Annotated in this window: 28 protein-coding genes and 2 pseudogenes; 17 read left to right on the top strand and 13 right to left on the bottom strand. The window is 71.1% G+C overall.

The genetic code is table 11. The features are described 5' to 3' along the window. Window positions 1–5: 5 nt before the first annotated feature. The 8 genes and pseudogenes from ACH4DX_RS14980 to ACH4DX_RS14945 form a co-directional block, all read right to left on the bottom strand. Window positions 6–674: a PaaI family thioesterase gene (locus tag ACH4DX_RS14980; protein WP_398155359.1), complete on the bottom strand. Its 669-nt coding sequence runs from the start codon at window positions 672–674 to the stop codon at window positions 6–8. Continuing rightward, window positions 671–1,981 carry a class I adenylate-forming enzyme family protein gene (locus ACH4DX_RS14975; protein ID WP_398155358.1) on the bottom strand — a complete coding sequence of 437 codons (1,311 nt, stop codon included), beginning with the start codon at window positions 1,979–1,981 and terminating at the stop codon, window positions 671–673. The genes ACH4DX_RS14980 and ACH4DX_RS14975 overlap by 4 nt, the downstream gene beginning before the upstream one ends. A 41-nt stretch (window positions 1,982–2,022) precedes the next feature. Further along, window positions 2,023–2,991 carry a hypothetical protein gene (locus ACH4DX_RS14970; protein ID WP_398155357.1) on the bottom strand — a complete coding sequence of 323 codons (969 nt, stop codon included), beginning with the start codon at window positions 2,989–2,991 and terminating at the stop codon, window positions 2,023–2,025. 388 nt (window positions 2,992–3,379) lie between these two features. Beyond that, window positions 3,380–3,793: pseudogene (locus tag ACH4DX_RS14965) on the bottom strand (bifunctional salicylyl-CoA 5-hydroxylase/oxidoreductase); the annotation flags it as partial. A gap of 36 nt (window positions 3,794–3,829) precedes the next feature. After that, window positions 3,830–4,831 carry a radical SAM protein gene (locus ACH4DX_RS14960; protein ID WP_398155356.1) on the bottom strand — a complete coding sequence of 334 codons (1,002 nt, stop codon included), beginning with the start codon at window positions 4,829–4,831 and terminating at the stop codon, window positions 3,830–3,832. Between the two features lie 343 nt (window positions 4,832–5,174). After that, window positions 5,175–5,492, bottom strand: a pseudogene (locus ACH4DX_RS14955) (cobalamin-dependent protein); the annotation flags it as partial. Window positions 5,493–5,775: 283 nt separating this feature from the next. Continuing rightward, window positions 5,776–6,318 carry a dihydrofolate reductase gene (locus ACH4DX_RS14950; RefSeq protein ID WP_398155355.1) on the bottom strand — a complete coding sequence of 181 codons (543 nt, stop codon included), beginning with the start codon at window positions 6,316–6,318 and terminating at the stop codon, window positions 5,776–5,778. Continuing rightward, window positions 6,315–7,112: a thymidylate synthase gene (locus ACH4DX_RS14945; protein WP_398155354.1), complete on the bottom strand. Its 798-nt coding sequence runs from the start codon at window positions 7,110–7,112 to the stop codon at window positions 6,315–6,317. The genes ACH4DX_RS14950 and ACH4DX_RS14945 overlap by 4 nt, the downstream gene beginning before the upstream one ends. 375 nt (window positions 7,113–7,487) lie before the next feature. On the opposite strand from ACH4DX_RS14945, the gene ACH4DX_RS14940 reads away from it, so the two are divergent. From ACH4DX_RS14940 to ACH4DX_RS14920, 5 genes are all read left to right on the top strand, one after another. Next, window positions 7,488–8,051 (top strand): papain-like cysteine protease family protein, encoded by a 564-nt coding sequence (locus tag ACH4DX_RS14940; RefSeq protein ID WP_398122528.1) that lies wholly within the window; start codon window positions 7,488–7,490, stop codon window positions 8,049–8,051. A gap of 10 nt (window positions 8,052–8,061) precedes the next feature. Further along, the gene (locus ACH4DX_RS14935; protein WP_398155353.1) at window positions 8,062–8,943 is read left to right on the top strand and encodes a hypothetical protein; all 882 of its coding nucleotides are present in this window, start codon (window positions 8,062–8,064) and stop codon (window positions 8,941–8,943) included. A 170-nt stretch (window positions 8,944–9,113) separates the two neighbouring features. Next, window positions 9,114–10,241 carry an ABC transporter substrate-binding protein gene (locus ACH4DX_RS14930; protein ID WP_398155352.1) on the top strand — a complete coding sequence of 376 codons (1,128 nt, stop codon included), beginning with the start codon at window positions 9,114–9,116 and terminating at the stop codon, window positions 10,239–10,241. Window positions 10,242–10,512: 271 nt separating this feature from the next. Continuing rightward, on the top strand, window positions 10,513–11,265 hold the full coding sequence (locus ACH4DX_RS14925) for a helix-turn-helix domain-containing protein (protein ID WP_398155351.1): 753 nt from the start codon (window positions 10,513–10,515) through the stop codon (window positions 11,263–11,265). A 193-nt stretch (window positions 11,266–11,458) separates the two neighbouring features. After that, on the top strand, window positions 11,459–11,893 hold the full coding sequence (locus ACH4DX_RS14920) for a VOC family protein (RefSeq protein WP_398155350.1): 435 nt from the start codon (window positions 11,459–11,461) through the stop codon (window positions 11,891–11,893). 106 nt (window positions 11,894–11,999) lie between these two features. Here ACH4DX_RS14920 and ACH4DX_RS14915 read toward each other — a convergent pair whose 3' ends face one another. After that, entirely contained in the window at window positions 12,000–12,590 is a 591-nt protein-coding gene (locus ACH4DX_RS14915) for a lytic polysaccharide monooxygenase (protein ID WP_398122523.1), read from the bottom strand. A gap of 254 nt (window positions 12,591–12,844) precedes the next feature. On the opposite strand from ACH4DX_RS14915, the gene ACH4DX_RS14910 reads away from it, so the two are divergent. The 9 genes from ACH4DX_RS14910 (at window position 12,845) to ACH4DX_RS14870 (ending at window position 19,705) form a co-directional block, all read left to right on the top strand. Continuing rightward, window positions 12,845–13,705, top strand: a complete 861-nt coding sequence (locus ACH4DX_RS14910; RefSeq protein ID WP_398155349.1) for a maleylpyruvate isomerase family mycothiol-dependent enzyme — start codon at window positions 12,845–12,847, stop codon at window positions 13,703–13,705. 158 nt (window positions 13,706–13,863) lie between these two features. Next, window positions 13,864–14,931 (top strand): methyltransferase, encoded by a 1,068-nt coding sequence (locus tag ACH4DX_RS14905; RefSeq protein ID WP_398155802.1) that lies wholly within the window; start codon window positions 13,864–13,866, stop codon window positions 14,929–14,931. A 285-nt stretch (window positions 14,932–15,216) separates the two neighbouring features. Then, window positions 15,217–15,960, top strand: a complete 744-nt coding sequence (locus ACH4DX_RS14900) for an alpha/beta fold hydrolase (protein ID WP_398155348.1) — start codon at window positions 15,217–15,219, stop codon at window positions 15,958–15,960. 104 nt (window positions 15,961–16,064) lie between these two features. Further along, the gene (locus tag ACH4DX_RS14895) at window positions 16,065–16,496 is read left to right on the top strand and encodes a hypothetical protein (protein WP_398122520.1); all 432 of its coding nucleotides are present in this window, start codon (window positions 16,065–16,067) and stop codon (window positions 16,494–16,496) included. 136 nt (window positions 16,497–16,632) lie between these two features. Continuing rightward, window positions 16,633–16,878, top strand: coding sequence for a hypothetical protein (locus tag ACH4DX_RS14890; protein WP_398155347.1), 246 nt, complete (start codon window positions 16,633–16,635; stop codon window positions 16,876–16,878). Between the two features lie 10 nt (window positions 16,879–16,888). After that, a complete protein-coding gene (locus ACH4DX_RS14885; protein ID WP_398122518.1) occupies window positions 16,889–17,395 on the top strand; it encodes a carboxymuconolactone decarboxylase family protein in 507 nt (168 codons plus the stop codon). A gap of 148 nt (window positions 17,396–17,543) precedes the next feature. After that, on the top strand, window positions 17,544–18,152 hold the full coding sequence (locus tag ACH4DX_RS14880; protein WP_398155346.1) for a HutD family protein: 609 nt from the start codon (window positions 17,544–17,546) through the stop codon (window positions 18,150–18,152). Between the two features lie 22 nt (window positions 18,153–18,174). Next, a complete protein-coding gene (locus tag ACH4DX_RS14875) occupies window positions 18,175–18,780 on the top strand; it encodes a class I SAM-dependent methyltransferase (RefSeq protein WP_398155345.1) in 606 nt (201 codons plus the stop codon). Window positions 18,781–18,916: 136 nt separating this feature from the next. Then, window positions 18,917–19,705 carry an inositol monophosphatase family protein gene (locus ACH4DX_RS14870; RefSeq protein ID WP_398155344.1) on the top strand — a complete coding sequence of 263 codons (789 nt, stop codon included), beginning with the start codon at window positions 18,917–18,919 and terminating at the stop codon, window positions 19,703–19,705. 49 nt (window positions 19,706–19,754) lie between these two features. Here the strand turns inward: ACH4DX_RS14870 and ACH4DX_RS14865 are convergent, their stop codons facing one another. Further along, window positions 19,755–20,093 carry a hypothetical protein gene (locus ACH4DX_RS14865; RefSeq protein ID WP_398122514.1) on the bottom strand — a complete coding sequence of 113 codons (339 nt, stop codon included), beginning with the start codon at window positions 20,091–20,093 and terminating at the stop codon, window positions 19,755–19,757. 480 nt (window positions 20,094–20,573) lie between these two features. Here ACH4DX_RS14865 and ACH4DX_RS14860 point away from each other — a divergent pair, with 480 nt between their 5' ends. Further along, a complete protein-coding gene (locus ACH4DX_RS14860; RefSeq protein WP_398122513.1) occupies window positions 20,574–20,801 on the top strand; it encodes a hypothetical protein in 228 nt (75 codons plus the stop codon). Between the two features lie 121 nt (window positions 20,802–20,922). Then, window positions 20,923–21,990 (top strand): hypothetical protein, encoded by a 1,068-nt coding sequence (locus ACH4DX_RS14855; RefSeq protein ID WP_398155343.1) that lies wholly within the window; start codon window positions 20,923–20,925, stop codon window positions 21,988–21,990. Here ACH4DX_RS14855 and ACH4DX_RS14850 read toward each other — a convergent pair. Together ACH4DX_RS14850 and ACH4DX_RS14845 are read right to left on the bottom strand one after the other, a co-directional pair. Beyond that, window positions 21,987–22,736: a GNAT family N-acetyltransferase gene (locus tag ACH4DX_RS14850; RefSeq protein ID WP_398122511.1), complete on the bottom strand. Its 750-nt coding sequence runs from the start codon at window positions 22,734–22,736 to the stop codon at window positions 21,987–21,989. The two genes, ACH4DX_RS14855 and ACH4DX_RS14850, sit on opposite strands and share 4 nt — an antisense overlap. Before the next feature lie 16 nt (window positions 22,737–22,752). Beyond that, window positions 22,753–23,607 (bottom strand): class I SAM-dependent methyltransferase, encoded by an 855-nt coding sequence (locus ACH4DX_RS14845; protein WP_398155342.1) that lies wholly within the window; start codon window positions 23,605–23,607, stop codon window positions 22,753–22,755. Between the two features lie 168 nt (window positions 23,608–23,775). Here ACH4DX_RS14845 and ACH4DX_RS14840 point away from each other — a divergent pair, with 168 nt between their 5' ends. Beyond that, window positions 23,776–25,248, top strand: coding sequence for a N,N-dimethylformamidase beta subunit family domain-containing protein (locus tag ACH4DX_RS14840; protein ID WP_398155341.1), 1,473 nt, complete (start codon window positions 23,776–23,778; stop codon window positions 25,246–25,248). Here the strand turns inward: ACH4DX_RS14840 and ACH4DX_RS14835 are convergent. After that, window positions 25,196–25,942 (bottom strand): HAD family hydrolase, encoded by a 747-nt coding sequence (locus ACH4DX_RS14835; protein WP_398155340.1) that lies wholly within the window; start codon window positions 25,940–25,942, stop codon window positions 25,196–25,198. The genes ACH4DX_RS14840 and ACH4DX_RS14835 overlap by 53 nt on opposite strands. Window positions 25,943–25,953 lie beyond the last annotated feature (11 nt).

Here is a 25,953-nt window from a genome sequence, read left to right as displayed (position 1 = left end):
GGCATTCACCTTCCGGCCTTCCTGATCGCTTCGGTCACGAGCGACTCGCTCGTCACCCTTCCGGCTTGCGTCAGCGAGACACGTACATCGGCGGAACGGCCGTTCATCGTGTGCAGGGTGGCTTCGGCGCGCACTTCCCCGGGGCGTGTCACCGTCAGGTACCGCACATCCAGGCGGGTCGTCGCGAACACCATGTCGTCGTCGAGGAGGCCGCACAGGACGAACCCCGCGGCCTGGTCGTGGATGCCCGCGACATGTCCGCCGAAGGCCACGTCCGGTTCCACACAGAGATCGTCGGGGATGCGGAAGGTGACCGCGACGAACCCCGCGTGCCATTCCATCGTGGCGACCTGGAGTGACAGGCGCGCCACATAGGCCGGAACCGGGGTGCCCCCGGCGGCTATCTCGTCGAGCATCTTCTGCCGCATCGTCAGGGCACCTGACGGCGAGGATCCGTCCACGTACGCTGCCACCTTCCTGGTCATGAGGCTTCGGTCCGATGCCTCGGCGCGGCCGGCCGCACCGAGGTCCCGTTGCAGGCTGGGGACGGCGACGTTCACGATCGAGGTGTCGGCGAGCAGCACGAAGGCGGCGCCGAGCACGAGCGCCGCGGCTCTCCTTTCCGTCGGCAGGAACCGGCTCGGCGCCGCCGCCGGTGTCGGGGAGCCGCTCATCCGGTGGTTCCGTGCGGTAGGAGCCGGTGCCGGCGGACCTTCATCGTGCCGGTGAGCGGGAACTCGTCCCAGGGCCGGTGGTCGACCCCGGTGTTCTCGGGCAGCCCCGCCCTTCCGCGGGCGTGCCGCCAGCGGTCGTCGTCCACCGGTTTGCCGTCGGCGGTGGCCACCACCGCGGTGGCCTTCCCCTCCACGGCGATGATCACGACCTCGGCCAGCTCCGGCAGTTCGTCGAGCAGGACGTCCTCGGCGCGCAGGGTGCTGGGCACACCGGGGACCCGGTCCACCTGCCGGTCGTGGAGCTCCACGTGCCCCTCGGGTGTGAGCGCGCCGATGTCGCCCATGGGCCACCAAGTGTCACGGTTGGGCAGCGGCGGGCGGCCGATCATCGACTCGGCGCGGGCGGGGGTACGTACCTCGATGTGGCCGGGGGTGCCGGCCGGAAGCTGTGCTCCGGTGTCGTCCACGACGCGGATCTCCATGCCGGGGAACGCCGTGCCCACGTCACGGGAGTTGAACCGACCCGGTTCGCGGATGTCGGAACGGGTGGTGATCAGGAGGGTGACCGGCCCTGTCTCGGTCTGCCCGTACGCCTGGACGAAGGTCGGATCCGGCCGGTCGGACGCCTCCAGAAGGGTCCGCAGCGTCCGCGGGTGGATCGCGTCGAAGCTGCTGATGAAGCGCTCGACCGAGCTGAACGGGTTCGGTGTCTCGCGGGCCAGGGCCTCCCAGCGCAGGAACATGTTCGGCTGCGCCTCCAGGGCCTCCGGCCGGTACCGCAGCAGCGCCTCGCGCGCCGGGGCCGGGTCGGGGGAGGAGATCCCGAGGAACGGCAGGCCGGTGTTGAGCACCGTGAGGAGGCCGGACGACATCCGCACATGCACGAAGGACAGGCACTTCGCGCTGATCCCTGCGTGGTCGAGTGACTGCACCACACCCATCTGCGGCGCCACGTGGGCGTAGAGGGAGTCCACCGTGTGTACGAGGAGCTTGGGCTTCCCGGTGGTACCGGAGGAGTGCGTGATGAGGGTCCGGTCCGAGCCGGAACGGCGCGTGACCTGATGGGTTGCGGGCTCGCTGAGCTGGACCGCGCCTGCCCAGCGCGCCGACGCGGACGATCGCGCACTGGATCGCCTGGATGTCGAAGTGATTGGACTTGACCAGGGCGACCACCGCGCCCGGCCGCACTCCCGCACCCCACAACCGGTCGGCGTAGTCCGCGACGACGGCCGCGAAGTCACGCACGGTGGTCGGGGTGCGGGAAGCCGACCCCCAAGGCGTGTCCGCGCACAGGGTGGCCCCGCCATGGTGTTCGGCGGCGATCTCCGGCAGCAGGTTGAGATCCGCACTAGGGAGCACGGCATCCTCCTCCGTCATGGCCACTCTTCGAGGTGGCACGATCCGGTGTCCCGCGCGGGGAGGGCCAGGGCGCGTGCACCGTCGCCCGGTCGACGACGCACAGGTCCGCACGCCCCGCCAGGACGATCGTGTCGACGTCGGACACGGCGATCGAGCCCGCGGCCAGCACGGCGAACCCGCTCCTGCGCCCGGCCTGGTTGCGGATCCGGTCCGCGTACACGTCCCTGTCGGCCTCCGTCCCGGCGCGGACGTGCACGGCCTCCGCGCCGCGCGCAGCGAACTCGTTCGCGAGCTCGGCCGCCGCGTCGACGCCGTCCTCGCCGGGGCACCACCGGGCCGGTGCGACGCGCAGGCCGACCGGCCGCTCGGCGGGCCAGACGGCACGGATCGCGCCGAACACCGCAAGGGGGCGGCGGAACCGGTTCCGCAGCGATGCGCCGCCCCGTGCCTGAGAGGCGCCGCTCCTACCCGGTGAACCGTTGTGCCGAGCCCGCTCGTCCGAGGGGGACAGCGCAGCGGAGAGCCAACTGCCGTGGGCGCAGTCCAGTTCCAGCAGGTCGAATCCGGCGGCGGCGCGCCGGGCCGCGGCGGCGAACTCGCGCTGTAGTTCGCCGAGGGGCCTGGTGGCGCCGTCGGGGCCGTAGTAGCCGAGCCGGACGCCGATCTTCGCCGGGGCGTGGGCGTGGACGAAGTCCACCACCCGCCGCCACCCGGCGGCCTGTTCGCCGGTGTACAGACCGGCACCGCCGGGGAGCGCCGTGCCCGCCGCGGAGACGGACACAGGACCGGTCAGCACCAGACCGGCTCCGTCCAGCGCCGCACCGCCCAGACGCACCAGCTGGAGGTCGCCCGGCACCCCGTCGCGGCCCGGGAAGGCCTCGCCGGGGGCCGCCCCGCCGGGGGCGACGACGACGCGGTTGACGAGGTGCAGCCCACCGAGCGTGAACGGCTGGAGCATCGGCGGGTCCGCGCGGTGGGGAGGATCCGTGCGGTGGGGAGGATCCGTGCGGTGGGGAGGATCCGCGCGGCGGAGAGGATCCGTCCGGCGGCGAGGATCCGTCCGGCGGCGAGGATCCGTCCCGCGGGGAGGGTCCGCCCGGCGGAGCGGAGCCGTCCGGCCGGGCCCGCTCACCTGGCCGGGTCCAGCCGCCCGGTCGCCCCCCGCGCCCGCCGCGCCCCCCGCGCCCGCCGCGCCGGCGAACCACCGCTCCGCGCGGGCGATGAACTCGGGGTCGCGCCGGCGCAGGCCGGCGTAGGAGACGCGGCGGCTGCGGGTCAGGAGGTTCACCGCGAACTGCTGCGGGTCCTGGTGGGTGTAGCGGTCGATGTTCTCGAACCACTCCCGCTCCGTCGGCGCCCACCACCAGGTCGTGATCGGCGGCGAGGGCGTCCACGTCGGTGACCTCGCTGCCGTAGCGCACCGGGACGCCGAGCCGGGCACAGCGGCGTTGCAGGGTCAGGAGCAGCCCCGCGCGGCTCATCGCGGCGAACCCGTTCCCGCCCGCCGTGAACGTCGTGCCTCGGAAGCGCACGTCGATGTCGTCCCACCGGGCGAGCATCGGGCGCATCCCGGAGACGACGGTCGGATCCGCGTGCTCGATCCCGCCGAGGGCCTGGTCGGACAGCACCACCCCGAACCCGAAGGTCTCGTCGGGCGCGTTCCGCTCCCAGACGGTGATCTCGTGCGCGGGGCCGAGCCGCTGGGCCAGCACGCTGAAGTACAGCCCACCGGGACCACCACCGATCACAGCGATCCGCACCTCGACCTCCCCCGCACCGGGTGCCCCCGCGGCCGTTCAGGACCGTACCCGCGCCGTCCGCCCGGCCGACGCCGCCAGAACGTCCTGGATCAGCTGTGGCGGGACCGTGGCATCGTCGAACCACCGGCCGCCGAGCGGCCGGGGGACCGGCATGATCTGGTCGTTCGTATAGGACAGGACCTTGCGGTTGTAGCGCAGTACCGCGTCCCGGAGATCGGCCGGCAGCTCCTGGTCGAGCAGCAGCGCCCGCTCCATCTCCCCGAGCAGTTCCTGTGTCTCGTCGATGGTCTTCAGGACGGCCTTGCAGAATCCGGCGGGGAGGACCCCGTACTCGCCCTTGATCTCCACCAGGCGCGTGATCGCCTCGTAGGAGACGTCCTGGAGCTGGCGCCTGCTCAGCCAGTCCGTCTCGTAGTTCAGCCGCCGGTACCACAGCGGCTCGACCATGGCCCGGCGGTGTTCTTCGAGGGTGCGGTGGTGGATGCGGTAGCCGTGCTTGTCCGGTTCCTCGAAGAACTGCGACCCGGGGTCGAGGAACGGCACCATCGGGCAGATCAGCGGCAGGGCGGCCCATCCTCCGAACTTCCGGATGATCCGCTCCGAGTACGCGATGGTGTCCATGACCGATTGCCGGTCCTGGTGGGGCATGCCGATGAAGAACCAGATCATGATGCCTTTCACCCCGGCATCGAGGGCGCGCGGAATCCACTCCTCCATCTGCTCCATGGTGTAGTTCCCGCGACCGGCCGCCTTGCTGATCCTCAGGTCGTGGGACTCCGGGGAGAGCATGATGTAGGAATCCGTTGCCTCACCCATCTTCTTGAGGACGTCGGGTGGCGTCAGACTGAACTGCTCGAAGTGGACGCTCTTGTATCCGAGCTCTTTCACGGCGTCCAGGTACTGGTGCATCCGCGTTCTGTTCTCGGAATAGCACTGGAGCGCGTAGATCGAGGTGCGCTTCGCCGCCTCCCGCATGGTACGCAGCTCTTCGACGACGAGATCGTTGTCCTTCTGCACCAGGGTCCTGCGGACACCCATGATGTTGCGGTAGGCGAACCGTGATCCGCCGCACCAGCCGCAGTCGTGCGCGCATCCGGTGTTGGGGCAACGTCATGATGAGCTTAAGCGCCGAAGGTCCGCCGTCGGCCGCTTCGCGGTAGTACGACCAGTCGTTGCGCACGTTGTTGTAGTTGTTGTCCGGCGTGTGCGAGAAGCCGGTTCTCCGGACCTCGCCGCCCACCTTGTACAGGAGGTTCGGAATGGAACGGAAGTCCCTGCTGCCCTGCCGGACCCTGGTGATCAGCTCGGTGACCGGGTCGAGGGTGTCGTAACCCTGGACGACGACATCGACGCTCGGGTACGTGATCAGTTCCTCGGCGTAGTAGGTCGCCGAGATGCCGCCGAAGACGGTGAGCGCCTCGGGGTGCACCTTCTTCACGACGGCCGCGAGTTCCACCGAGCCGTGGCAGTGCGCCATCCAGTGCAGGTCGAAACCGAAGACCGGTGCTTCGAAGCGGCCGAGTAATCGCTCGACATCCATTTCGGGATGCATGAGCATCAAGGAGGCGACATTCACTATCTTTGTCTCGAAACCGTGATCGGCTAGACGCTGCTTTATGGAGAACCAGCCGATGGGATAGATTTCGTAGACCGAGGTGACATTGACGCTGTCGCTGTCGCTCAAATAGGCGAACAGCATGTCGTCGCGCTCACGGAAGTCATAGACACTGGGCGCGTGCAGGAGGAAGAGATCGGCCTAGAGTCGCGATATCGGCGGCTGATCCGTGATGGACATTCACGGCCTCCCCTGGCTCTCCGCCCGCCAGTTCAAGATTCACCATACTTCTTCCGGCTGAAAGATTTGTCAAGAGCCGATCGACTGGGGATCTCTCCGCAATTGATCTCCGGCTTAGCCGGTAATGGGATAGGCGAGTTTGGGAATCATTCTTCGCACCAGGGGTGGCCTGCGGGAACGACGACCGTCATCGGGTGAAGGTACGGATGCGGTAGCGCAGCCCGGACGTGGAGGACAGCCAGCCGGTGTCCTCGGCGGCCTCCCACGTCGCGTCCGGTGTCGGGGCGTAGGTGTCGCCGTCCACCGCTGCGTCGACTTCCGTCACCGAGAGGGTCGTCGCGTACTCCAGGGCGGCACGGTAGATCTCACCGCCGCCGATCACCCATGCCGTGGCGGGGGCGGCGGGCTCCGACGGCGTCGTTTCGGGGGCCGCCGCGGCCCCTGCCTGCCACGGCTCGGCCGCGAGACCCAGCGCCTCCGCGACGGAACCGGCACGCGCCGCGCCCTCGGCCGCCCACCGCGGGTCCCGAGTCACCACGATGTTGCGCCTGCCGGACAGCGGACGGAACCGCGGGGGCAGCGAATCCCACGTCTTGCGCCCCATGACCACCGGGTGGCCGAGGGTGGTGGCCTTGAAGTGGGCCATGTCCTCGGGCAGCCGCCACGGAATCGCGTTGTCCGCGCCGATCACACCGGCCGGGGTCTGCGCCCAGATCAGCCCGACGTTCATACCGCGACCGGCGCCTTGATGGCCGGGTGGTGCTGGTAGCCGAGCACCTCCACGTCGGCGTAGGCGTAGTCGAAGAGCGAGTCGGCTCGGCGCAGACGCAGCTCGGGGAAGTCGAACGGAGTGCGCGAGAGCTGCTCCGTGACCTGCTCGACGTGGTTGTCGTAGATGTGGCAGTCACCGCCGGTCCAGATGAAGTCACCCGGTTCGAGGCCGACCTGCTGCGCCACCATGTGCGTGAGCAGGGCATAGCTGGCGATGTTGAACGGGACGCCGAGGAACAGGTCCGCGCTGCGCTGGTACAGCTGGCAGGAGAGCCTGCCGTCGGCGACGTGGAACTGGAAGAAGGCGTGGCACGGAGCGAGCGCCATCTTGTCGAGCTCGGCGACGTTCCAGGCGGAGACGATCATCCGGCGGGAATCCGGGTTCCGGCGCAGCGTGTCGAGGACCTCGCTGATCTGATCGATGTGCCTGCCGTCCGGAGCGGGCCAGGAGCGCCACTGGGCGCCGTAGACCGGGCCGAGGTCGCCGTTCGCGTCGGCCCACTCGTCCCAGATGGTGACGCCGTGCTCCTGGAGCCAGCGGACGTTCGAGTCGCCGTTCAGGAACCACAGCAGCTCGTGCACGATGGATCTGAGGTGCACCTTCTTGGTGGTGACCAGCGGAAACCCCTGCGCGAGGTCATACCGTAGTTGGTGCCCGAACACACTTCGGGTACCGGTGCCCGTCCGGTCGGCCTTGGCCGTCCCGGAGGTGAGTACCAGCCGCAACAAGTCTTCGTATTGGGTGTCCGCCACAGGCGTCGAGTCTACGTGCTGTGACCGGGTGGTCCGTCGCCCGCCGGGCGAGCCCCGGGGCGCCGGGAGGAGGCCGTGCGGGGCGCGGGCGTGCCCCGCGGAGCGACCCCCCGGGCGGGGATCCGCGCCTGGCAGGTGCCGACGTCGCCCATCCCCCCACCGCGTACCGAACCGTCACGGCCTCGACCCCGAGATCGCCCTCCCGGCCGAGCCCCTGCACCCCCACATCGCACTCATTCATATGATGACCACACAAATAATCAATACGGGTCAAAGGTGTACGTAGCCCTTGGATGCCTCCGTCATGCTGCGCTGTCATATCCCTGCCAGATCGCCCCGCTCGTCTCGTTGAACCCTTCAGGGGAAGGCAGGATCATGGGCAGATTCAGGTACGGAACCGCGGCGTCAGCCGTTGGGCTGGCCGTTCTGGGAACACTCTCGGCCGCGGCGGGCACGGCGCACGCGGAAGCGGGCCAGGACAACATCGGCATGTACAAGCAGGAGAAGACCCAGTGGTGCTGGGTCGCCTCCGGGCTGACCATCGCCAAGTTCCAGGGCTACGGGTCCACGCAGACGGACTTCTGCAACCGGGCCCAGCCCTCCTACGGCTGCAACAACCAGCCCGCGACGCTCGGTGACATGGCCAAGGGCTGGAGCAGCCTCGGCCTGGCCCACACCGGTTCGGGTCTGAACAGCGCGGCCACGTTCAACCAGGTCTACACCGACGTCAAGGCGGCCCGACCGGTCGCAGCCCGCATCGGATGGACATCCGGGGGCGGACACATGAACGTGGTCTACGGCTTCGACACGTCGAACAACACCATCGCCGTCGCCGACCCGTGGCCGGACACCGCCACGTACACGTGGTGGAACTACAACGACTACGTGAGCAACAGCTCGTCCAAGTGGACCCACTCCCGCATCGGCATCTCCCGCTAAGGCAGGCGACATGCGCGACACCAGCCACACCGGAACGACCGCCGGGCGGGCGCGCTCCCGCTCCTCCCGTCTGTCCATCGTCCTCGCCCTGAGCGCGTCCGCCCTGCTGTCCGTCGTCGGCCCGGCCCACGCGGGCCCCGCCAAGGACCCGCTGCCCGCGGACATCCCCGACTACCAGGCCGCCCTGGACGCGGTGAAGTCCACCGCCGTCCGCAACGCCGTCTGCCGCTTCCTGCGCACCCCGCTGCCCACCGGGACCGGCGGGCCGGTGCAGTCGATCCCCGACACCGCCGAACCGTGCCGTGGCCTGCCGACCTTCACCATCAAGGATCCGCTGGCCCTCAACGAGATCACCCCCGGTTTCGTCGCCGGCACCGCGAGGCCCCTGCCCACGGAAGCGATCAAGCTGACGCAACTGGTCTCCTCGCTGAGCGCCACCGTCGACGGCCGCACGGCCACGGTCATGCTCGCCCCCACCCGCGGCGGCGGCTGGCACCTGGCGGCCGTGCGCGACGGCGACAGCGACGCCGCGTACGCGGGCAAGGCCACCCTGGGAACGCTGGTCTTCACCGAACCCCAGATCCGCGGCTGGTACCAGCTCAGACTCAACACCGTCGAACCGCTCAACGACCAGGCCAGGGAAGGACTGAACGGCCAGGTCTCGGTATCGCTCGCCGACTACCAGCAACTGGTCAAGGCCCGGTACGCCGACAAACTGCCCGGCTCGGAGTACGACACCACGGGCTACTCCAGCGGCTTTGGCCCACAGCGTGAGGACGACGGCGGCGTGTCGGCCTCCACCCCGCTGCTCGTCGGCGGTTCCGGCGCGGCGCTCGCCCTCGTGAGCGGGACGGTCGTACTCCGCCGGCACCGGCGCGCGAGCACCGACTGACCTCGCCCCGCCCCGTACGCCACCCCGCCCTGGCAACCAGCGAGGGCGGGGTGCGCCCTGTTTCGCTGTCCACCTGGGGTGTGCCTGGTGCCGTGGACCCCACGCACCACAGGCCGTTGCTCGGTGGTGCGGCAATAATCGGTTGTGCGCCGACGGTGACGGTGGGTGCAATGTCCGGCATGGTCACCCAGGTGCTCCCGCCGCAGCAGGATGAGATGAACGCCGATGCGTCGCCCGTCCGGATCGGAGCTCTCGTTCCGCTGACCGAGCCCGGCTGGGTCGAGGCGGGCCACCACCTGCTCGCAGGCCTGGAGCTGGGCGTTCGCGAGGTCAATGACGCCGGCGGGGTCCGGGGAGGACCACTCGAGCTGGTGGTCAGAGACACCGCCGCCGACCCGCAGCGGGCGGCGGCAGCCGTGGACGAATTGGCCCGGCTGGGGGTGGCCGCCGTGGTGGGGGAGTACCACAGCGTCGTCGCTCGCGCCGCCGCCGCCAGGGCCGACTCCCTCGGCCTGCCGTTCCTCTGCTCGTCAGCGGTGATCGACGCGCTCACCGAACAGCCGACGGAACGGGTCGCGCGGCTCGCACCGCCGCAGTCCCACGGCTGGCGGATCTACGCGGACTTCCTCCTGGGCGCGGGCCACAGCCGGATCGCCGTGGCGGTCCAGCCGAGTGTCTACTGGGCTTCGGGGACCCGCATCCTGCGGGACCACCTCGCTGCGCGCGGCGGCACCGTCGTCGAACTCGACACGCGCGAGCTCGCGCCCACGGACGTGTGCGACGCCCTGGTCGAACATCGCGTGACGGCCCTCCTCCTCCTGGTCGGCCTCCCGGAACCGGCGGCGTCGATCGTCACGTCCGTACGCCGTGACCAGCGCCTCACCGAGGTCATGATCGGTGCACCGGCCGGGCAGCCGGAGTTCGCCGGGTGGGTGGCATCACTGGGCGGCGAGGGTGCCGCGGTCCCGTTCCTGCGCTATCTGCCCGAGCGTCTCAGCCCCCTCGGAGTACGAGTCGAGCGGGCACTGCGCGAGCAGTTGGCCGAAGCACCCTCCTTCGTCGCCTTCGAGGGCTACGACGCCGTTGCCGTCATCGCCGATGTGCTGCGTTCGCACGGCGTGGACCGGGCGGACGTCGCCGCGGCGTGGCCGAGCGTCGCCGTCGAGGGCACCCGTGGGCGGATCCAGTTCTCCCGGACGCCGGGCACCGATGTGTGGCAGTGGGCTCGGCCGCCGGTCCAGGTCGTCGACCGCGACCCGGCGGAACCCGAACGCTTTCGGGTTCTGCACTCCGGCTGAGAGAGCCCCGGGGACGCGGCAACCCGTGGACGCGGTGTCACACGTACGCCGTGTCGGGTGTTTGCTGCGTCAAGTGTTTGCCGGGTCTGCGAACGCACGCCCGGCGTCGCATACCCGCCCTGTATCCGCTGGTTACAGGTCAACCGGCGCCAGGGGCAAGGATGGTGGCTCCGCCTCGTGATACGGCTTTCTCGGAGCGGCAGCTCAGGCACTCGCGGACGCGCCCGGCGGAGCCCGCGCCTCCGCGGTCGGCGGCAGGAAGGGGAGGGCAGTGGAGTACCGGCGCTCGGAGCCCCAGCACGACAGGACCGGCACCCCGGCGGGGCGCGGGGTGCTGGAGGGGGCCTTCGCTTTGCTGGAGGAACTCGCCCGACTCGGTGAGGCACGGCTGACCGATCTCGCGGAGGGTACGGGGCTGCCGAAGGCCACGGTGCACCGCCTCCTGTGCCAACTGGCCGGTCTCGGCGCGGTGGAGCAGCACAGGGGCCGCTATCGCATAGGCCCGACGTTCGTACGCCTGGGCCGCACCCGTGACCACCACCGCCTGCTGGGCAGGGCCGCAGATTTGCCGCTGCGTCAGCTGACGGCGTCCACGGCGGCCACTGTGTGCGTGGTCGCCCCGTCCGCCGCGGGCATGACGGTCGTGCACGGGATCCCCGGGCTCCTGCGTGAGTGCTTCCCGCACCTGCCCGGGCAGGTCCTTCCACCGGACAGTGCGGCACACGTCGTCTTCGGTGCCTTCGAGCAGCCCGCGGACCCGGCGCCCGGGCACACCGCGGCGCAGTGGGCGCGCCGTCTGGTCCGTGCGCGTGAACGCGGCGCGGAGGTCCATGAGTACAAGGGGGACGCTCGGTGCGTGTGTCTCGCGGCGCCGGTGCACACCGCGTCGGGCCGGGTCGTCGCCGCCATAGGGGTGGGGGTTCCCGACCATCGCCGACTCACCGCCGCCGTCGCATCGGCCCAGCGCGCCGCCCTCGCGCTCAGCGCGAACCTGCGGCGGCTGCACGGCTCCCGGCCGCTCTGAAGGCGCGGGGGCGGCCGGGCCGGATCGGCGCGAGGAGCGGAACAGGCCCGGGTGAGACGCCCTGTGCGGCGCCACGTCCGGGCTTCGATCAGGCGGCACGGTGACCGCGGCGGTACCGACAGCGGGCACCCGGCGCCGCACGACCCGTACAGCGGGCGTGAGCAACAGGAAAACCCGCTGGTATGGTGCGCCGATGTCTGTGATCAGGAAATTCCAAGTCACCTTCGACTGCGCGCAACCCGAGCGCGTCGCTCGCTTCTGGTGCGAGGTGCTGGGGTACGTCGCACCGCCGCCGCCGAAGGGGTTCGACACCTGGGACGCCTACAACCTGTCCCTGCCGTCCGAGGAGCGGGATGCGTGGTTCGCCTGTAGTGATCCCTCAGGTGTGGGTTCGCGACTGTTCTTCCAGCGTGTTCCCGAAGGCAAGGCCGCCAAGAACCGGGTTCATCTCGATGTGCGGGTCGGCACGGGGCTCGTGGGCGAAGAGCGCCTGGCCGTGCTGGAGGCCGAGTGCGCACGGCTGATCGCGCTCGGCGCGGTACGCGTACGACTCCTGGTCGCCGACGAGGACAACGAGTCGTGCCTGGTGATGCAGGACGTCGAGGGCAACGAGTTCTGTCTCGACTGAGCACCCGCGCGGACGACTGCCCGCCCCGTCGCATCCGGCGGGGCGGGCGGCCGTCGACCGTGCGCACGCCCCGGCCCGGGGATGTCCCGGAGGGCGTCCAGGGATGTCAGAAGCGTACGTCGGAGCAGGCGTAGAAGGCGTTGCCGGTGTCGGCGATGGTCCAGACACCGAGGATGAGGTGCCGGCCGGTCTTCTGGGGCAGGACGCCCGCGTGGGTGACCGTGGCGCCGGGCTGACGGCCGCCGAAGGGTACGGAGAGGAACGGCTGCGGGTCCAGGTCGGCCCTGGTCAGCGGCTTGGCGGGGTTCCAGCCGTCCTTGGTGATGTAGTAGCGGAAGTCAGTGGTGGCGTGGCGGGCGGTGATGCGCCAGACGAAGGTGTGGCTCTGGCCCGCGGTCAGGCTCGTGGCGGGCCAGTTCCCGCCTCGCGGGTCGTCCAGTTCGGAGAAGCGCCCGATGCCACCCGAGCAGATGTGCCCGTCGGCGGGCCCGCGCGCGGGGAACCCCTTGGAACCCTCGACGCTCGGCGGCTCCCACTGGATCTGCCCGCAGTTCCGTACGGTGCCGTTGCCGCACAACTGCTGGCGGCTGACCGGCGAGTCGGTGTAGCCGTGGCCATGGGCGCTGCCACTGGTGGCGAGCACGGTCGATCCGGCGAGGCCGAGGCCGAGGAGTAACGAGGTGAGCTTCCTGCGCATGGTGTGCTCCCGTGGTCCGAGGTTGCGGAAGGGGGCGGACGAACACCTTCGGCGCACCGCCTCTGCCCGGCCGAACGGTGTGTGGACAGAGTGGCAGTGAGGAACAACCGGAGGACACGCGTCCGACGCGGTCTAGACCAAGTCCGAGACTAGCTCGACACATTAGTCATGTCCATACCAATGGCAAGTCGTCCGGATGGGCGCAGCACCGAAATTCGGTGGCCGTCACAACATCCGGTGGGCAGGGTTGAGCGATGGACGACGCCCAGGCCGCTGACGTGCCGAGCCACTCCTGGCTCGGAGCCCCGATCGACGCCCGCCCGCTGTTCGCCCCGGAGCAGGCCGCGCTGATGACCACGCTGCGCGGCCTGGCACCCGCCGACTGGGCCGAGGAAGCCGTACCCGGCTGGACAGTCCGCGATCTCGCCGCCCACCTCCTGGGCGACTTCTACGGCCGGCTCGCCCGGGACCGCGACGGCCACCGCACAGGCCCTTCCCCCGCTCCGGACGAAACCCTGGAAGCGTTCATCCACCGCAGCAACCAGGAGTGGGTCGACGCCCATCGCCGGGTGAGTCCGGCCGCGCTCACCGAGACCCTCGACCTGGTCGGCGGGCAGGTCGCCCGGTACTTCCAGGCCGTGGAACCCGGCGCCCCGTCGCGGGGAGTGTCCTGGGCCGGGGTCGACCCGGCGCCGATGTGGCTGGACAGCGCCCGCGACCTCACCGAGTTCTGGACCCATCGTCAGCAGATCCGCCACGCGGCCGGTCAGGGCACCGACCCCGACCCCTGGTTCCTCTCCGTGGTCCTGGACACCTTTATGCGGGCCCTGCCCCACACCCTGCGCGAGGTCACCGCGCCCGTCGGCACGCAGGTCCGGGTACGCGTCGACGGGCCGGGCGGCGGCCATTGGGCGGTGACGGCCACCGGCCCCTCCTGGTCGCTCGCCGAACCCACCGTCGAACGTCCCGCCGCGCTCGTCGAGCTGGACACGGAGACCGCCTGGCGCCTGTGCACCCGCGGTATCCAGCCGGACACCGCCCTCGCCCGGGCCCGCGTCGACGGCGACCGCGAACTGGCGGGCACGGCCTGCCGGATCGTGTCGATCATCTACTGACCGCTGCCGTCGCGCTGCCCGCCCTGACCCGGCCGGACAGCGCACAGTATGCGCCATGGGCAACCCGCACTCCACGGACCGGGGTTGAGGCGGCGGGCCCGTGGGCACGGGTGTGCTCGACCGGGCGCGGGAGTGGAAGGAGCCGGGCGATGGGCGACATGGGCACTGCCGGTGAGCGGGCGGCGGGCGGGGCGCACGACGGAGACGGGGGAGGCGCCGCACTCATCGACGCGGCGCTCGGCTTCGTGTTCCCGGCCGCGCTGCGAGCCGCCGCTCTTGCCCGCGTCGCGGACCACCTGTCCGAAGGGCCCCGCACACCCGCCGAGGTGGCCGCCGCCACCGACACGGACCCGGCGGCCTTGACCCGGGTGCTCCGGCTCCTCGCCACACGAGGAATCTTCGGCGAGGACGAACAGGGCCGGTTCCGTCTCGAGGCGGCAGGGCAAGCACTGCGGTCCGACGTTCCCGGATCGGTGCGGGACGGAATCCTCATGATCACCGACCGTACGTTCTGGCTCCCCGCGGGGCGGATGGACCACTGCCTCAGTACCGGCGGCTCCGTCTTCGAGGACATCTTCGCCAAACCGTTCTTCGACCACTTCGCCCAGGACGCCGAGACCGCCGCCGTCTTCCACGACGGCATGGCCGCCATGTCCGGCGTGGAGAACGGACCGATCGCCGACGCCTACGACTTCCCGAGGACCGGCACCGTCGTGGATGTCGGAGGGGGCCAGGGCGGGTTCCTCGCCGCCGTCCTGCGAGCCTGCCCCGGTCTCAACGGCGTCCTGTACGACCGGGCCCACGTCGTGGCCGGGCACCGGCTGGGCGACGACGCGGCGCTCGCTGACCGGTGGTCCACGGCGGAGGGCGACTTCTTCACCGACGTACCCCGAGGCGACATCCTCCTCCTCAAGCGCATCCTGCACGACTGGCAGGACGACCAGTGTGTCCGCCTGCTGCGCGCCTGCCGCCGCTCGCTCGCCCCGGGAGGGCGGGTCCTGGTCGTGGACGCGGTCATCGCCCCCGACAACCGCCCTCACCAGGCCAAGGACCTGGACCTGCTGATGATGGCTTCGCTGGTCGGCCGCGAGCGCACGCACGAGGACTTCCGTGCGCTGCTGGCCGAGGCGGGCCTGCGCCTGACCCGTGTCTGCTCCACGCCCACCGTCTTGAGCGTCGTCGAAGCCCGGGCCGCGGACGAGGCGCCGGAGACGGGCGGCTCCTGAACCCCGTCCGCCTTCTCCCGCGGGCTCGCACGCGTGCGTCCCGGCGCCGTTCCCGACGAGCCCCCGGCAGCCGTCGCGTCCTCATCGCCGGGCCGAAGCAGTCGGCTGACCTGCTGGTGAGCCACGTCGAGCAGGCACGGCACCCGCCCGTGCGGGAACACCTGGACGGTTGATCGGTGCGTGTGCGTTGCGCGCGCCCGCCTGCCCGTCACGCAGGGATACTCGGTGCTCGATCGATCGAGGCGGACCCGGGTTGCGCCGGACGGTGGCGGACAGGTGGATCACATGACTGATGACGGCTTCTTCGTCCGCGGATACGGTCCGCCGCCACGCGAGGACCGCCCGGCCATGGTGCTCGTACACGGACTCGGACTCTCGGGCCGGTACTTCGTGCCGCTCGCGCGCCGCTTGGCCGTGGGCGGGGCGAGCGTGCTGGTGCCTGATCTGCCGGGCAACGGGCGTTCACGGGCCGCCGTGCGCCGCGCGCCCGACGTCGGGCAGTGCGCCGACGCCCTGGCCCGTCTGCTCCAGCGGCGTTGCCCGGGTCCGAGCCTGCTGGTGGCCAACTCGGTCGGCTGCCAGGTGGCGGCGGCGCTGGCCGCACGCCACCCCCGCCTGGTGAGCCGCCTGGTGCTGGTCGGTCCGGCGCTCCAACCGGGCGTCTCCGCCTCGCGTCAGTTCGGCCGGCTCGTCGCGGACGCCCCCAGGGAGCCTCTCGGGCTGCTCTCCCTCGCCGCGTTCGACTATCTGGTGACCGGCCCGCTGCGGTGTGCCGCCTCCTTCCGGCAGGCACTGCGGGACGCGGCCACGTCGTTCGAGGTGAACCTCTCCCGGGTCCGCGCGCCCACGCTCGTCGTACGGGGAGCGGGTGACACCATCGCCTCCGGCACATGGACTCGGCGAGTGGCAGGCCTGGTCGCCGACGGGCACACCCAGGACGTCCCCGGCGCGGCGCACGCGGCCCACTACAGTGCGCCGGACGCCATGGCCGCACTGATCGAGAAGTTCACGGCGGAGAGGCCAGGATGAGATCCCGCAAGACGTCCGGCCGCCCATCCTCCGGCCGCGCATTTTCCAGCCGCCCATCCTCCGGCGACGCATCCTCCGGCCGCCCGGGGCGACCCTCGCCCTGGTTGCGCCTGCTGCCCGGCATCTCCCCGAAGCGCCGGGGCCTGGTCCTCGCCTGGTGGGGGTTCGCCCTCACCTTCGGCGGCATGCGGCTGCTCACCTGGCTCATCCACATCGATGTGGCCGGGGTCGGCGACATGCAGGCCGGCGGGGTGCACATCCACCACTACGTGTGGGGAATCCTGTTGCTCGCGGTGGTGGGCGCGGCAGGTCTTGCCGACCGCTCGGCGCGGGCGCGCGCCTGGATGGGACTGGCCTACGGGGTGGGCCTGGCCCTCGTCGTCGACGAGGCGGCCCTGCTGATCAGCCTGGAGGACGTGTACTGGGACACCGAGGGCGGAATCAGCATCGCCCTGGCCATCGCCATGATCGCCGTCGTCGGAAGCGTGCTGGCGCTCACGCGGGGGCGGCGGGCTTCGGAAGGGGAATCCGAGTGACGCGCCTCGGAAGGCGCATCTGAGTGACGCGCTCCGGAACGCGGGTGCTGCGGCCCAGTGCGCGCCCTGAGGGAGATCTTGGTCGCCCGCTGGGCGGGCGCCGCACCGCCCGCGGGCAGAGAAGGAAGCAGCTGCCGTGGAGCAGGACGCCGAACCCCGGCTGGTGATCCGTCAAGTCCCGTTGGGCCGGGCCGTGGTGGTGATATGCCTGTCCGGCGAACTGGACTTCGACACCGTCACCTCGCTGCGCGAGGAGATCGTGCGCACGTCGCCGCGCCCTCTGCCCGTCATCGATCACATTCCGCTGCCCGCCATCGGTCACATTCTCCTGCCGCGGTCCGTCAGGACAGTGACAGCACCTCGCGGTGCACTGAGGACATAAGGAGACGACGATGAGCACACGTTCGATCACGGCTGAGGTCCCGATGGTTCCGCGGATGAGCGAGGACCCCGCGCAGCTCGTCCCCGAGCTGGCCGCGGTGTCGGCGGCACTGTTCAAGGTCACCGGCAACGGTTCGGTGCCGCGCTCCACGATCAGCCTGGTCCAGCTGCGGGCGGGCCAGATCGTCGGCAGCACCTACCTGACCGTTCTGCACACCGGGTTCCTGCGCAAGGCGGGGGAGTCGCAGGAGCGGATCACATCGGTGTCCTCCTGGCAGGACTCGCCGTACTTCTCCGGTGCGGAGCGCGCCGCCCTGGCCCTGGTGGAGGCCGTGTTGCAGCCGTCCGCGGACGGCGAGCGGGTTTCCGACGAGTTGTATGCCGAGGCTGCCGAGCACTACGAGGACAAGGCGCTCGCCACTTTGATGTTCGCGATCGGGCAGGTCAACTTCTTCATAGCGGTGGCCCTCATCGCCAAGCCGGTGCCCGGCAGGTCGTTCACCGACCCGTGGAAGTAGGACCGAACCGCTCTCTGCTGTTCGGTGGGGGACCCGGACCCGGCGGGTCCCCCTGCCCCCAGCCCCTGCCCGTAGGCTGACGATGAGGGAAGAGGGGAGGCGCTGCCGGGTGGGCGGTGATGTGCTGCGTCGGGGGGACTACCGCGGTGTGCCGTGGAGGAACGGTGGCGGACTGACCCGGGAGGTCGCGTCAGGCCTCGTCCACGTGCCCGCGTCGGGCGAGGAACTGGCGGACGGCTTCGACTGGCGGGTGAGTGTCGCGGACGTGGACGCGGACGGCCCCTTCTCGCCCTTCGCCGGGGTCGACCGCGTGATCACCCTGGTCGAGGGTGAGGGCATGCTGCTGACCGTGGACGGCGCCCCGCACCAGGTCGGACCGTTGCGCCCCTTCGCCTTCTCCGGCGACGCGGTCACGGACTGCCGTCTGGTGGCGGGCGCGGTGCGCAATGTGAATGTGATGACCCGCAGGGGCCGGGCCTGGGCAGACGTGCGGATCGTCACCGTGGACACAGCGGAGACGGTGGAGCCGGCGTGCGCCCCGGGCGAGACCCTCCTGGCCGTGGCCGTCACCGAGGGCATCTCCGTCGGCGGCCCTGACGGACCGGGGACAGCCCTGGGCCGCCTGGACTGCGTACGTCATGAAGGCCCGGGCGCACTGACTCTGCGGGGCGACGGCACGGTGGCCGCGATCAGGATCAGGATCGGGTGCGGGTGCGGGTGCGGGTGCGGGAGCGGGAGCGGCGCGACGGATCTTTAGGCTTGGACCTACCCTTTCCCCCATGAACCGATGGAGAGAACTGACCGGTGGGACGTCCGGAGAGGACTACGCCGCCCGGTTCGCCGCCCTGGCCGGCAACGGTAGGGACATGCACGGGGAGGCACGGTTCTGCGCCGCGCTCGTGTCCCCGGGAGCACGGGTACTGGACGCCGGGTGCGGTACCGGACGGGTCATGATCCGGCTGGCGGAGCTCGGGTACGACTGTGTCGGGGTCGACCTCGACGCCTCCATGCTGGCGGTGGCCCGCAAGCAGGAGCCGGAACTGCCCTGGATCCAGACGGACCTGGCCGAGTTCGACCCGGCCGCACACGGTGTGGCCGCGGACTTCGACCTCGTGGTCGCCGCCGGCAACATCTTCCCGCTCCTCGCCCCTGGCACCGAGGCCACAGTGGTCGACCGCCTGACCGCGACCTTGCGCCCGGGCGGTGTCCTGGTCGCCGGGTTCGGCCTGGACGCAGCCCACCTGCCCGTGCCGCCCGGGATCACCCTGCCGGAGTACGACGCCTGCTGCACCGCGGCGGGCCTCTCCCTCGTCGATCGCTTCGCGACCTGGGCCGCCCACCCGTACGAGGGCGGCGGCTATGCCGTCAGCGTCCACCGCCGCTGAGTCGTCACTGCCCCCTGCGTGACTCCCCCCTGCGTGACCGCCCCCTGTGTGACCGCCTCCGGACGGCGTCCCGCGGGAGAGGGGAAGGTGGGCGCCCGGAAGAGGCGAGAACTCGGGCGTCGCTATCATGCGCGGAATGATCACCTCACATGCGGGCCTCGACGATGTCGGCGTCGCGACGGCGGCGGCACGCGCCGGCGCGGACGTGGTGCGCTCCCTGTACGGTCGGCGGCTCGACCGTATCGACAAGGGGGCCGGGGACTTCGCGACCACCGCCGACGTGGAGGCCGAGAAGGCGATACTCGGCGTCATCCGTGCCGCACGGCCCGACGACGCCGTACTCGGCGAGGAGGGCGGCCGGCAGGGTGACGCCGATGCGGCACGCCAGTGGTTGGTGGACCCCCTGTGCGGCACCTTGAACTACGCCGTCGGCAACATGCTGGTGGCCGTCAACGTCGCGCTGCGCGGCGGTGCGGCAGCGGTGGCCGACCCGTTCAGCGGCGAGGTCTTCGCCACCGACGGCGAGACCGCCCAGGTACGGCACGAAGGCGCCGACGTCCGCCTTGCGCCCACGCCTTCGACCCACCTCGTGGACGTCAACCTGGACCCGCCGTTCCCCGGGGCCCCGGCGTTCCGGGCCGTCGACCTGCTGGCACACCCGGATTTCGTGGCGCGGTTCCGGCCCCGCGTCGTCTCCTCCACGCTCGCGTTGGCCTGGGTCGCCGCCGGCAAGCGCGCCGCGTACGTCACCGATGGCGGCGACCTGCCCGGGAGCGTGCACTTCGCTGCCGGTATCGCCTTGTGCCGGGCCGCGGGGTGCGTGGTCACCGGGATCGACGGCGGCCCCGTGGGGCCGCAAGGCCGCGGACTCGTCGCGGCGGCGGACGGCGCGACGCACCGGTCTTTGATGTCGATGATCGGCTGACGCCGCGCGCCCGCAGCGCTGTCCTCCGGCGCCCGACCGCCCCGGCGCGTCAGTTCCGGGAGCAGTGTGCGGGGTCGTGCTCGGCGTGGTGCGAGAGCCCCGCGGGCAAGCAGCAGGCCGCGTTCAACTCCGCCCACGCGCGCCTGAGTTCGGCCTGTAGTTGTGGCGTGAGAGGCGTGTCGGGACAGGGGCGCGCGGCGAGTTCGGCGCGCTGTGCGAGGACGAGGGCCCGGCGGTGTGCCGCACGCTCGCCCCGAGCCCAGAGGGCGAGGAGACCGGCACCGTGGACGAGCCCGAAAGCGGCCGGCCACGCGCGGTCGTACACGGCGTAGGCCGCGCCGACGGTGAGCAGGGCCGCGCCCGCGATCATGACCGGATGAGGGGACATCAGTGCCTCCAGGGCGAGAAGTGGAGCCAATGAGCCAGGGGTGGACCAGCGTGAGCACGGCGTCGCGCCGCCGGGAGCCGCCGCGGAGTGTTCGACGCCCCGCAGTCGCCTCTTACGTTGCTGTTGCCCGCGGAAGGCGCGGCAATGCTCGCCGGATTCCGCCACGCCGCGATCCGTGCGCCTCCGGCTGCCGAGGCTCACGCGTACTGCCGCCTCCGTCCCCGCGGCAGGACGCGCACGCGTGCCGCCTCCGTCCCCGCGGCACGCGAGGTCCGGTCGCCGTCCGCCGTGCAGCGGAACCGTGAATTCGCGCCCCGATCAGCCTGGCTGGAACGGGACGTCACAAAGCGCGGTGTTCTGCCGTTCACTGCTCGCGAGCGGTGCGCTCGGAAGCGGTACGACGGACGAGAGGCGTTCACAGTGCGGCGAACTGGGCGAAATCTGCTGTTTGCGGTAGACACCGGTGTCTCGATCCTCGCGGTGGCGGCCGTACACGGTGTCGCGCACCTGCCGTTCGCCATGGCCCTGTACGCCGACGTCGTCGTCGGCCTGTGCTGGTTCGTCGTCGCGACCCTTCTCCTCCGCCACCGGCACCCGGACCCGCTGGTCGACGACACGCCCGGTGCGGGCCGTCGTCGCGCCGTACGGTTCACCACCGGCAGTGAGCCCCTCGCCCGGTCCCACTGGGGCAGCCGCTACCGCCACTGATCCGGCCAAAGTACCGGCACACCGGCCCCTGTCGGCCCGCACTCTGCGAGCATGACCGGCGATCCCCCGCCGAGGAGCCCATGTGACCAAGGTGCCCGGAACTCACGTGAGTTCGGCCGTCATGACCCATCCCGTCCGTCTCGTCCAGGCGCAGGACCTCGCACATCGGCTGGGTCTCGACGGCCTGGCCATCGACCCCGACCCGCAAGGTCCCTCCTCCGCTCTGCGCACCGCCCTGGTCGCCTGGTCCGCGGCGGCTCCCGGTGCGAGTCACCACCTTGTGGTCCAGGACGACATCGAAGCGCCCGTCGAGCTCCTGGAGATCGTCACCGAGGCCGCCACCCGGTTCCCCGACGAGGCACTGGCCTTCTACACCAACTGGCACGCTCGCAACGGCGGTGCCGCCCGCCTCGCCGCTCTCGCGGGCGCCGCGTGGGTGCGGGCCGTTCCCGACGAGTTCACTCCGTCCCTCGCCGTGTGTCTGCCGGTCACGACGGCCGCCGCCTTCACGTCATTCGCTCGGGGCAGTGCCGAGCGGCACGACGACGAACTGTTCTCCGTCTTCTTCCGGGAGCGGGGCAGAATGAGTCTGCTCGCCGTGCCGAACATCGTCGAGCACATCGGGACGAGCAGCATCAACGGTCACGCGGCGCAGGGCATCCGGCTCGCCGCCTGCCCCGTCTCCGCCGCCGACGCCGGCCCCCTGCTCGCCCACGGGCGGGTCCTGGAGGAGCCCGGCTGGATCCCGTACATGCGGTACGGGGAGGGCTACATCAGGCTGCCCGGCCAGGAGAAGGACGCCGACGGCGGTCGCGGCCACCACCCCTGGCGGGAGGCGCTGCCCGCGACCGGCCTCACGGAAGAGGGCGTGCACGCCGTGCGGAAGGCGCACTTGCCCGAGGACCTCGCCGCCCGGGTGGCGCACACCTTCGGCAGGCCCTTCGCCGAGGAGCTGTGGACCTACTGCCTGCTGCTCGGGCGGCAGGCCGCCCACGCCGCGCGCAGCCTGGGGCCCGCCCCGGCCGGTGTGCCCGACGCCGCCGTGAGCAGGCTGCGGCGCGCGGCCGTCGCCGGCGCCGGACCCGCCGGGCTGTCGCCCGAGCGCCGTCCCGAGGCGGGCCCGGAGGAGGTCCGCGCGATGACCGCCCTGGCGCTGAGCGCCGTCCGTACCGGGGAGGCCCTGCTCTAGGCGGGGACCCGGTGGGTGATCCACACTCCGGGTTCCCAGTACGTGCCCAGGTCCCGTTCCCTGTCGACGCGGAGCGGCGCGAGCCCGCCGGGGAAGACGTAGTCCCCGTCCTCGGGGAAGGCCATGTCCGTCCAGCTCTCCCACTCGGCCACCGTTCCGGTGATCCGCGAGGAGCGCCCGGATGCCGCCGCGACGGTGCCGCCCGCGCCCACCTGCGTGCGGATCCACGGGTCGAACGGGGCTCCGTCCTCGCGGGTCCATGCCGCGTACCGCTCGATCGGCGTGAGGGGGTACCGCTCCTTCCACGTGGGCCTGACGGGCACCAGGACGGTTGGGAGACCGGCGTGCGCGGCTGTTTCGGTCATCGCGTCCAGCAGGACCTTGGACAGGCCCCGGCCCTGGTGGTCCGCGGCGACCTCGATGCCCAGTGCGCACAGCGCCCCGGGGGCGCGGCCGGCGTCCCGGTCGGCGAAGGCCCGCGCGATCGAGTCGTCGAGGCCCGGGCCGAGATCCGCCGCCGTGCCGTCCCAGCTGCGCGGCAGTGAGCGGCCCGCGCCTGCGATCACGTCACGCTCGTCGTCGTACAGGAGGAACTGGTAGTCGGGGAAGTCCTCGAACAGCCGGTTCCAGTAGTCGCCGTTGATGTCGCCGTGCAGGTTGTACTCGGGCACCACGCCGGCGAACCGGTCCGGGATGCGGTCCCACAGTTCGGGCTGTCGGGAGTGGCGTACCAACTTCAGGGCCATCGGGTCCAGCTCCTTCTCAGGCGGGGACTTCGAGGTCCCAGACGATGACGATGGGCAGCCCGTCCCAGGCGGCGCGGGCCGCGTCCCCGATGAACTCCTCGTATCCGCCGGGTGCGAGCCGCCCGTTGAACAGCGGTTCGTGGCAGGCCCGCACGCGCAGGCCGGCCTGTCCGAACGCCTCCAGGTAGCGGCCCGGCAGGTGGACGTGGTTGCGGATGAACGCCAGGTCGTCGGAGCCGTTGACGAAGAAGCACTGTCCCTGGAGGGCGACCACGAACGGATGCAGATCGGTGACGACGATCCGCCCGCCCGGCCGTACCACCCGCGCGAGTTCCGCGGCGCCCGCGGTGAGTTCCGCCAGGTGGGTCATGGCGAGCGAGCAGACAGCGAAGTCGACGGAGTCGTCGGCCAGGGGCAGCTCTTCCAGGTTCCCGATCCGGTACTCGGCCTCCGGGGTGTTCGCGCGGGCCTTGGCCAGCATCTCCGGTGACTGGTCGACACCGATCACGTGGTGGCCCCGGCCGGTGAGGGCCCGGGTCTGCCGCCCGGTGCCGCACGCGGCGTCCAGCGCGACGCCCGGCGCGACGCCGTCGAGGATCGATGCGACGACCGGCTCCTCCACCTCGATGTAGGAGTTGGGCAGCGAGTCGTAGACCGTGGACCACGCCGCGTAACCGGCTGTCGCGTCGAGTTCGCTGATCGCGCTCCCGTCGCCCGGCAGCTCCTCCGGGCCGCGCTCCTCGGCGGCGAAACGGCGGATGTCGGCCACCCTGGCCCGCAGGAAGGCGTCGTCGCCGTCCACCGCGTGCCGCAGCAGCGCGAGCCCCTCGATGCCCAGAAGCAGTTCCCGTACCCGGAATTCATTGTTCATGTGATCCCCTCACCGTTCGGCGGACGCCTTCTTCTCCTGCCGGATTCCGCAGTACCCAAGAGATCCACAGGGGATTCAGGGATCGTCGACTGTGTCCAGAAAAGGGGTTCGAATGGCCGGTTGGGCGCGCCGTTGTCGCCGCCTCGGCGGGCACCTAGCATGCCTCACATGATCGAAGGATATATCGGCCGTGAAAGCGTCACCGTCGGCGGCGAAATGACGGTGCACGTCTCCACCGACTCCGCCCGTTTCCGGCTGCGGTTCTACCGGCTCGGCCGGGAACTCGTCTTCGTCGGTGAGTCCGCCGTCCACCCCGGTGCTCTGCACGCGGCGCCCGCCCACCCGGACGGAATACCCGGAACGGCTTCACCGGCAGACGACTGGAGTTGGCCACCTCTCGGCTTCACCGTACCGAAGGAGTGGCAGCCGGGAATTCACCTCGTCGAATTCGTGGAGCTCGGGCACGACGACCGGGCCGGTGGCCCACCGTTCCTCGACCTGGCGGATCTAGAAGGGTACGCACGCGAATTCTTCGTCGTCCGCCCACGCGTCCCCGGCAGCCACTCCGCGATCCTCTACAAGAAGTCCACCTTCACCCGGCACGCCTACAACCGCGCCGACCTGCCCGGCACACAACGGGGCGCGAGCCTGTACGACCATCCCGTCCACCGAGCGGGCGGGGACGGCGAACCCCGTGGTCACAAGGTCAGCTTCCACCGTCCTGGCGGTGTCATCGACCTCGCGTACTGGGACGCGCCCTTCGTCGCGTGGCTGGAGCGCCACGGCTACCCGGTCGAGTACTGCACGGACCTCGACCTGCACGAGGACCCGGAACTGCTCTCCTCGTACGACCTGCTGCTGAGCGTCGGCCACGACGAGTACTGGAGCGGGGCGATGCGCGCCCACGCGGAGGAATTCGTCCGCGGCGGCGGAAACATCGCCTTTCTCAGTGCCAACGCCTGCTGGTGGCGGGCACATCCGGTGGACCGCAATTCCGCATTCGTCTCCGACACCGACCACCACGTCGGGGCGGAGTACCCCCACCTGCCCGCCACGGACCAGTGGTGGGTACCCGCACCCGACGGCGTCGGCAGGCCGGAGAACGCACTCACCGGAGTGAGTTTCCGCAACGGCGGAATGTGGCCCGCCACCGAATGGCCCGGGGACCGGCCCCGAGTCGGCTACTCGGTGCAACACGCCGACCACTGGATATACGAAGGGACGGGGCTGCGCGACGGGTCGGGAGGAGGAGCGCAGGACCGATTGGGTGCCGGTACCCCCCTCATCGGGTACGAATGCGACGGTGCCGCTTTCGCGTACGACGCCGAAGGAATCGCCCGTGCCACCGGAGAGGACGGAACTCCGGAATCGTTCCTCATCCTCGGAATTCACGTCCTCGAACCGGTGCACGAGGATTTCCACCACATCGAGTGGGGCCACTGGAACGGCCCCGCGCGCGAGAAGACCATCAGCAGCCCCCGTGCCGCCACCATGGGCCTCTACACCGCAGGCGGCACGGTCTTCACGGCCGGCACCACGGACTGGCCCGTGGTCTGCGGACACGAACTGGACCCGGCCGTCGTCCGCGTCACCCGCAACCTCCTGGACCGGCTGCGACACCGGACACCACCGCCCCGGTGAGCAGGCCGTCGAGCCCGCTGATCCGCGCGGCCCCGGCGGGCAGGGGCGGCGCGGGACCGTCCACCGCCCGGTCGGGGCGGTGCAGGTGGACGGCCCGCATCCCCGCGTCGAGAGGGCCGAGCACGTCGGGCGCCCACATGTCCCCGACGAAGAGCACCCGCTCGGGCGGCAGCGCACACCGGTCGAGCAGTGCGCGGTAGATCAACGGGTGCGGCTTGCGTGCCCCCGCCCTGGCGGAGCCCACCACCACGTCGACGGCGCCACCGAGCCCCACCTCCTCGACGCACTCCTCCAGGTTCCAGAACCAGTTGGAGCACACCCCGACGAGCAGCCCCCGGCGCCGCAGGGCGCCGAGGACCTCGCGTACGTCCGGGAAGAGTTCCAGCCTGATGGCCTTCATCGCCCGGTCCAACTCGTCGACCAGCCCGTCGAGCGCCTCCCGCGGCACCCCGCAGTCCCGCGCCCGGCGTCGCAGCCTCTCGCGCTCCCACGCCGTGTACGTGACCTCGTCGGCCGAGTACGCGGAGTGCTCCTCGCCCTCGCGGGGACCCACGGCCCACTGGTCACCCCAGAGCTCCCCCTGGGGCGTGAGGCCCCGGCGGGCGAAGATGCCGCGGTGGTCGGGGGGCAGCGGCCGCACCATCCGTACGAGCGTGCCGTAGAAGTCGAGGACGACCGCGCCCACCCCGTCCACCAGCGGCGACC

The sequence above is a fragment of the Streptomyces sp. NPDC017940 genome, assembly GCF_044328435.1.
Lineage (GTDB): Bacteria > Actinomycetota > Actinomycetes > Streptomycetales > Streptomycetaceae > Streptomyces.
This window is presented reverse-complemented; position numbering and strand designations above follow the sequence as displayed.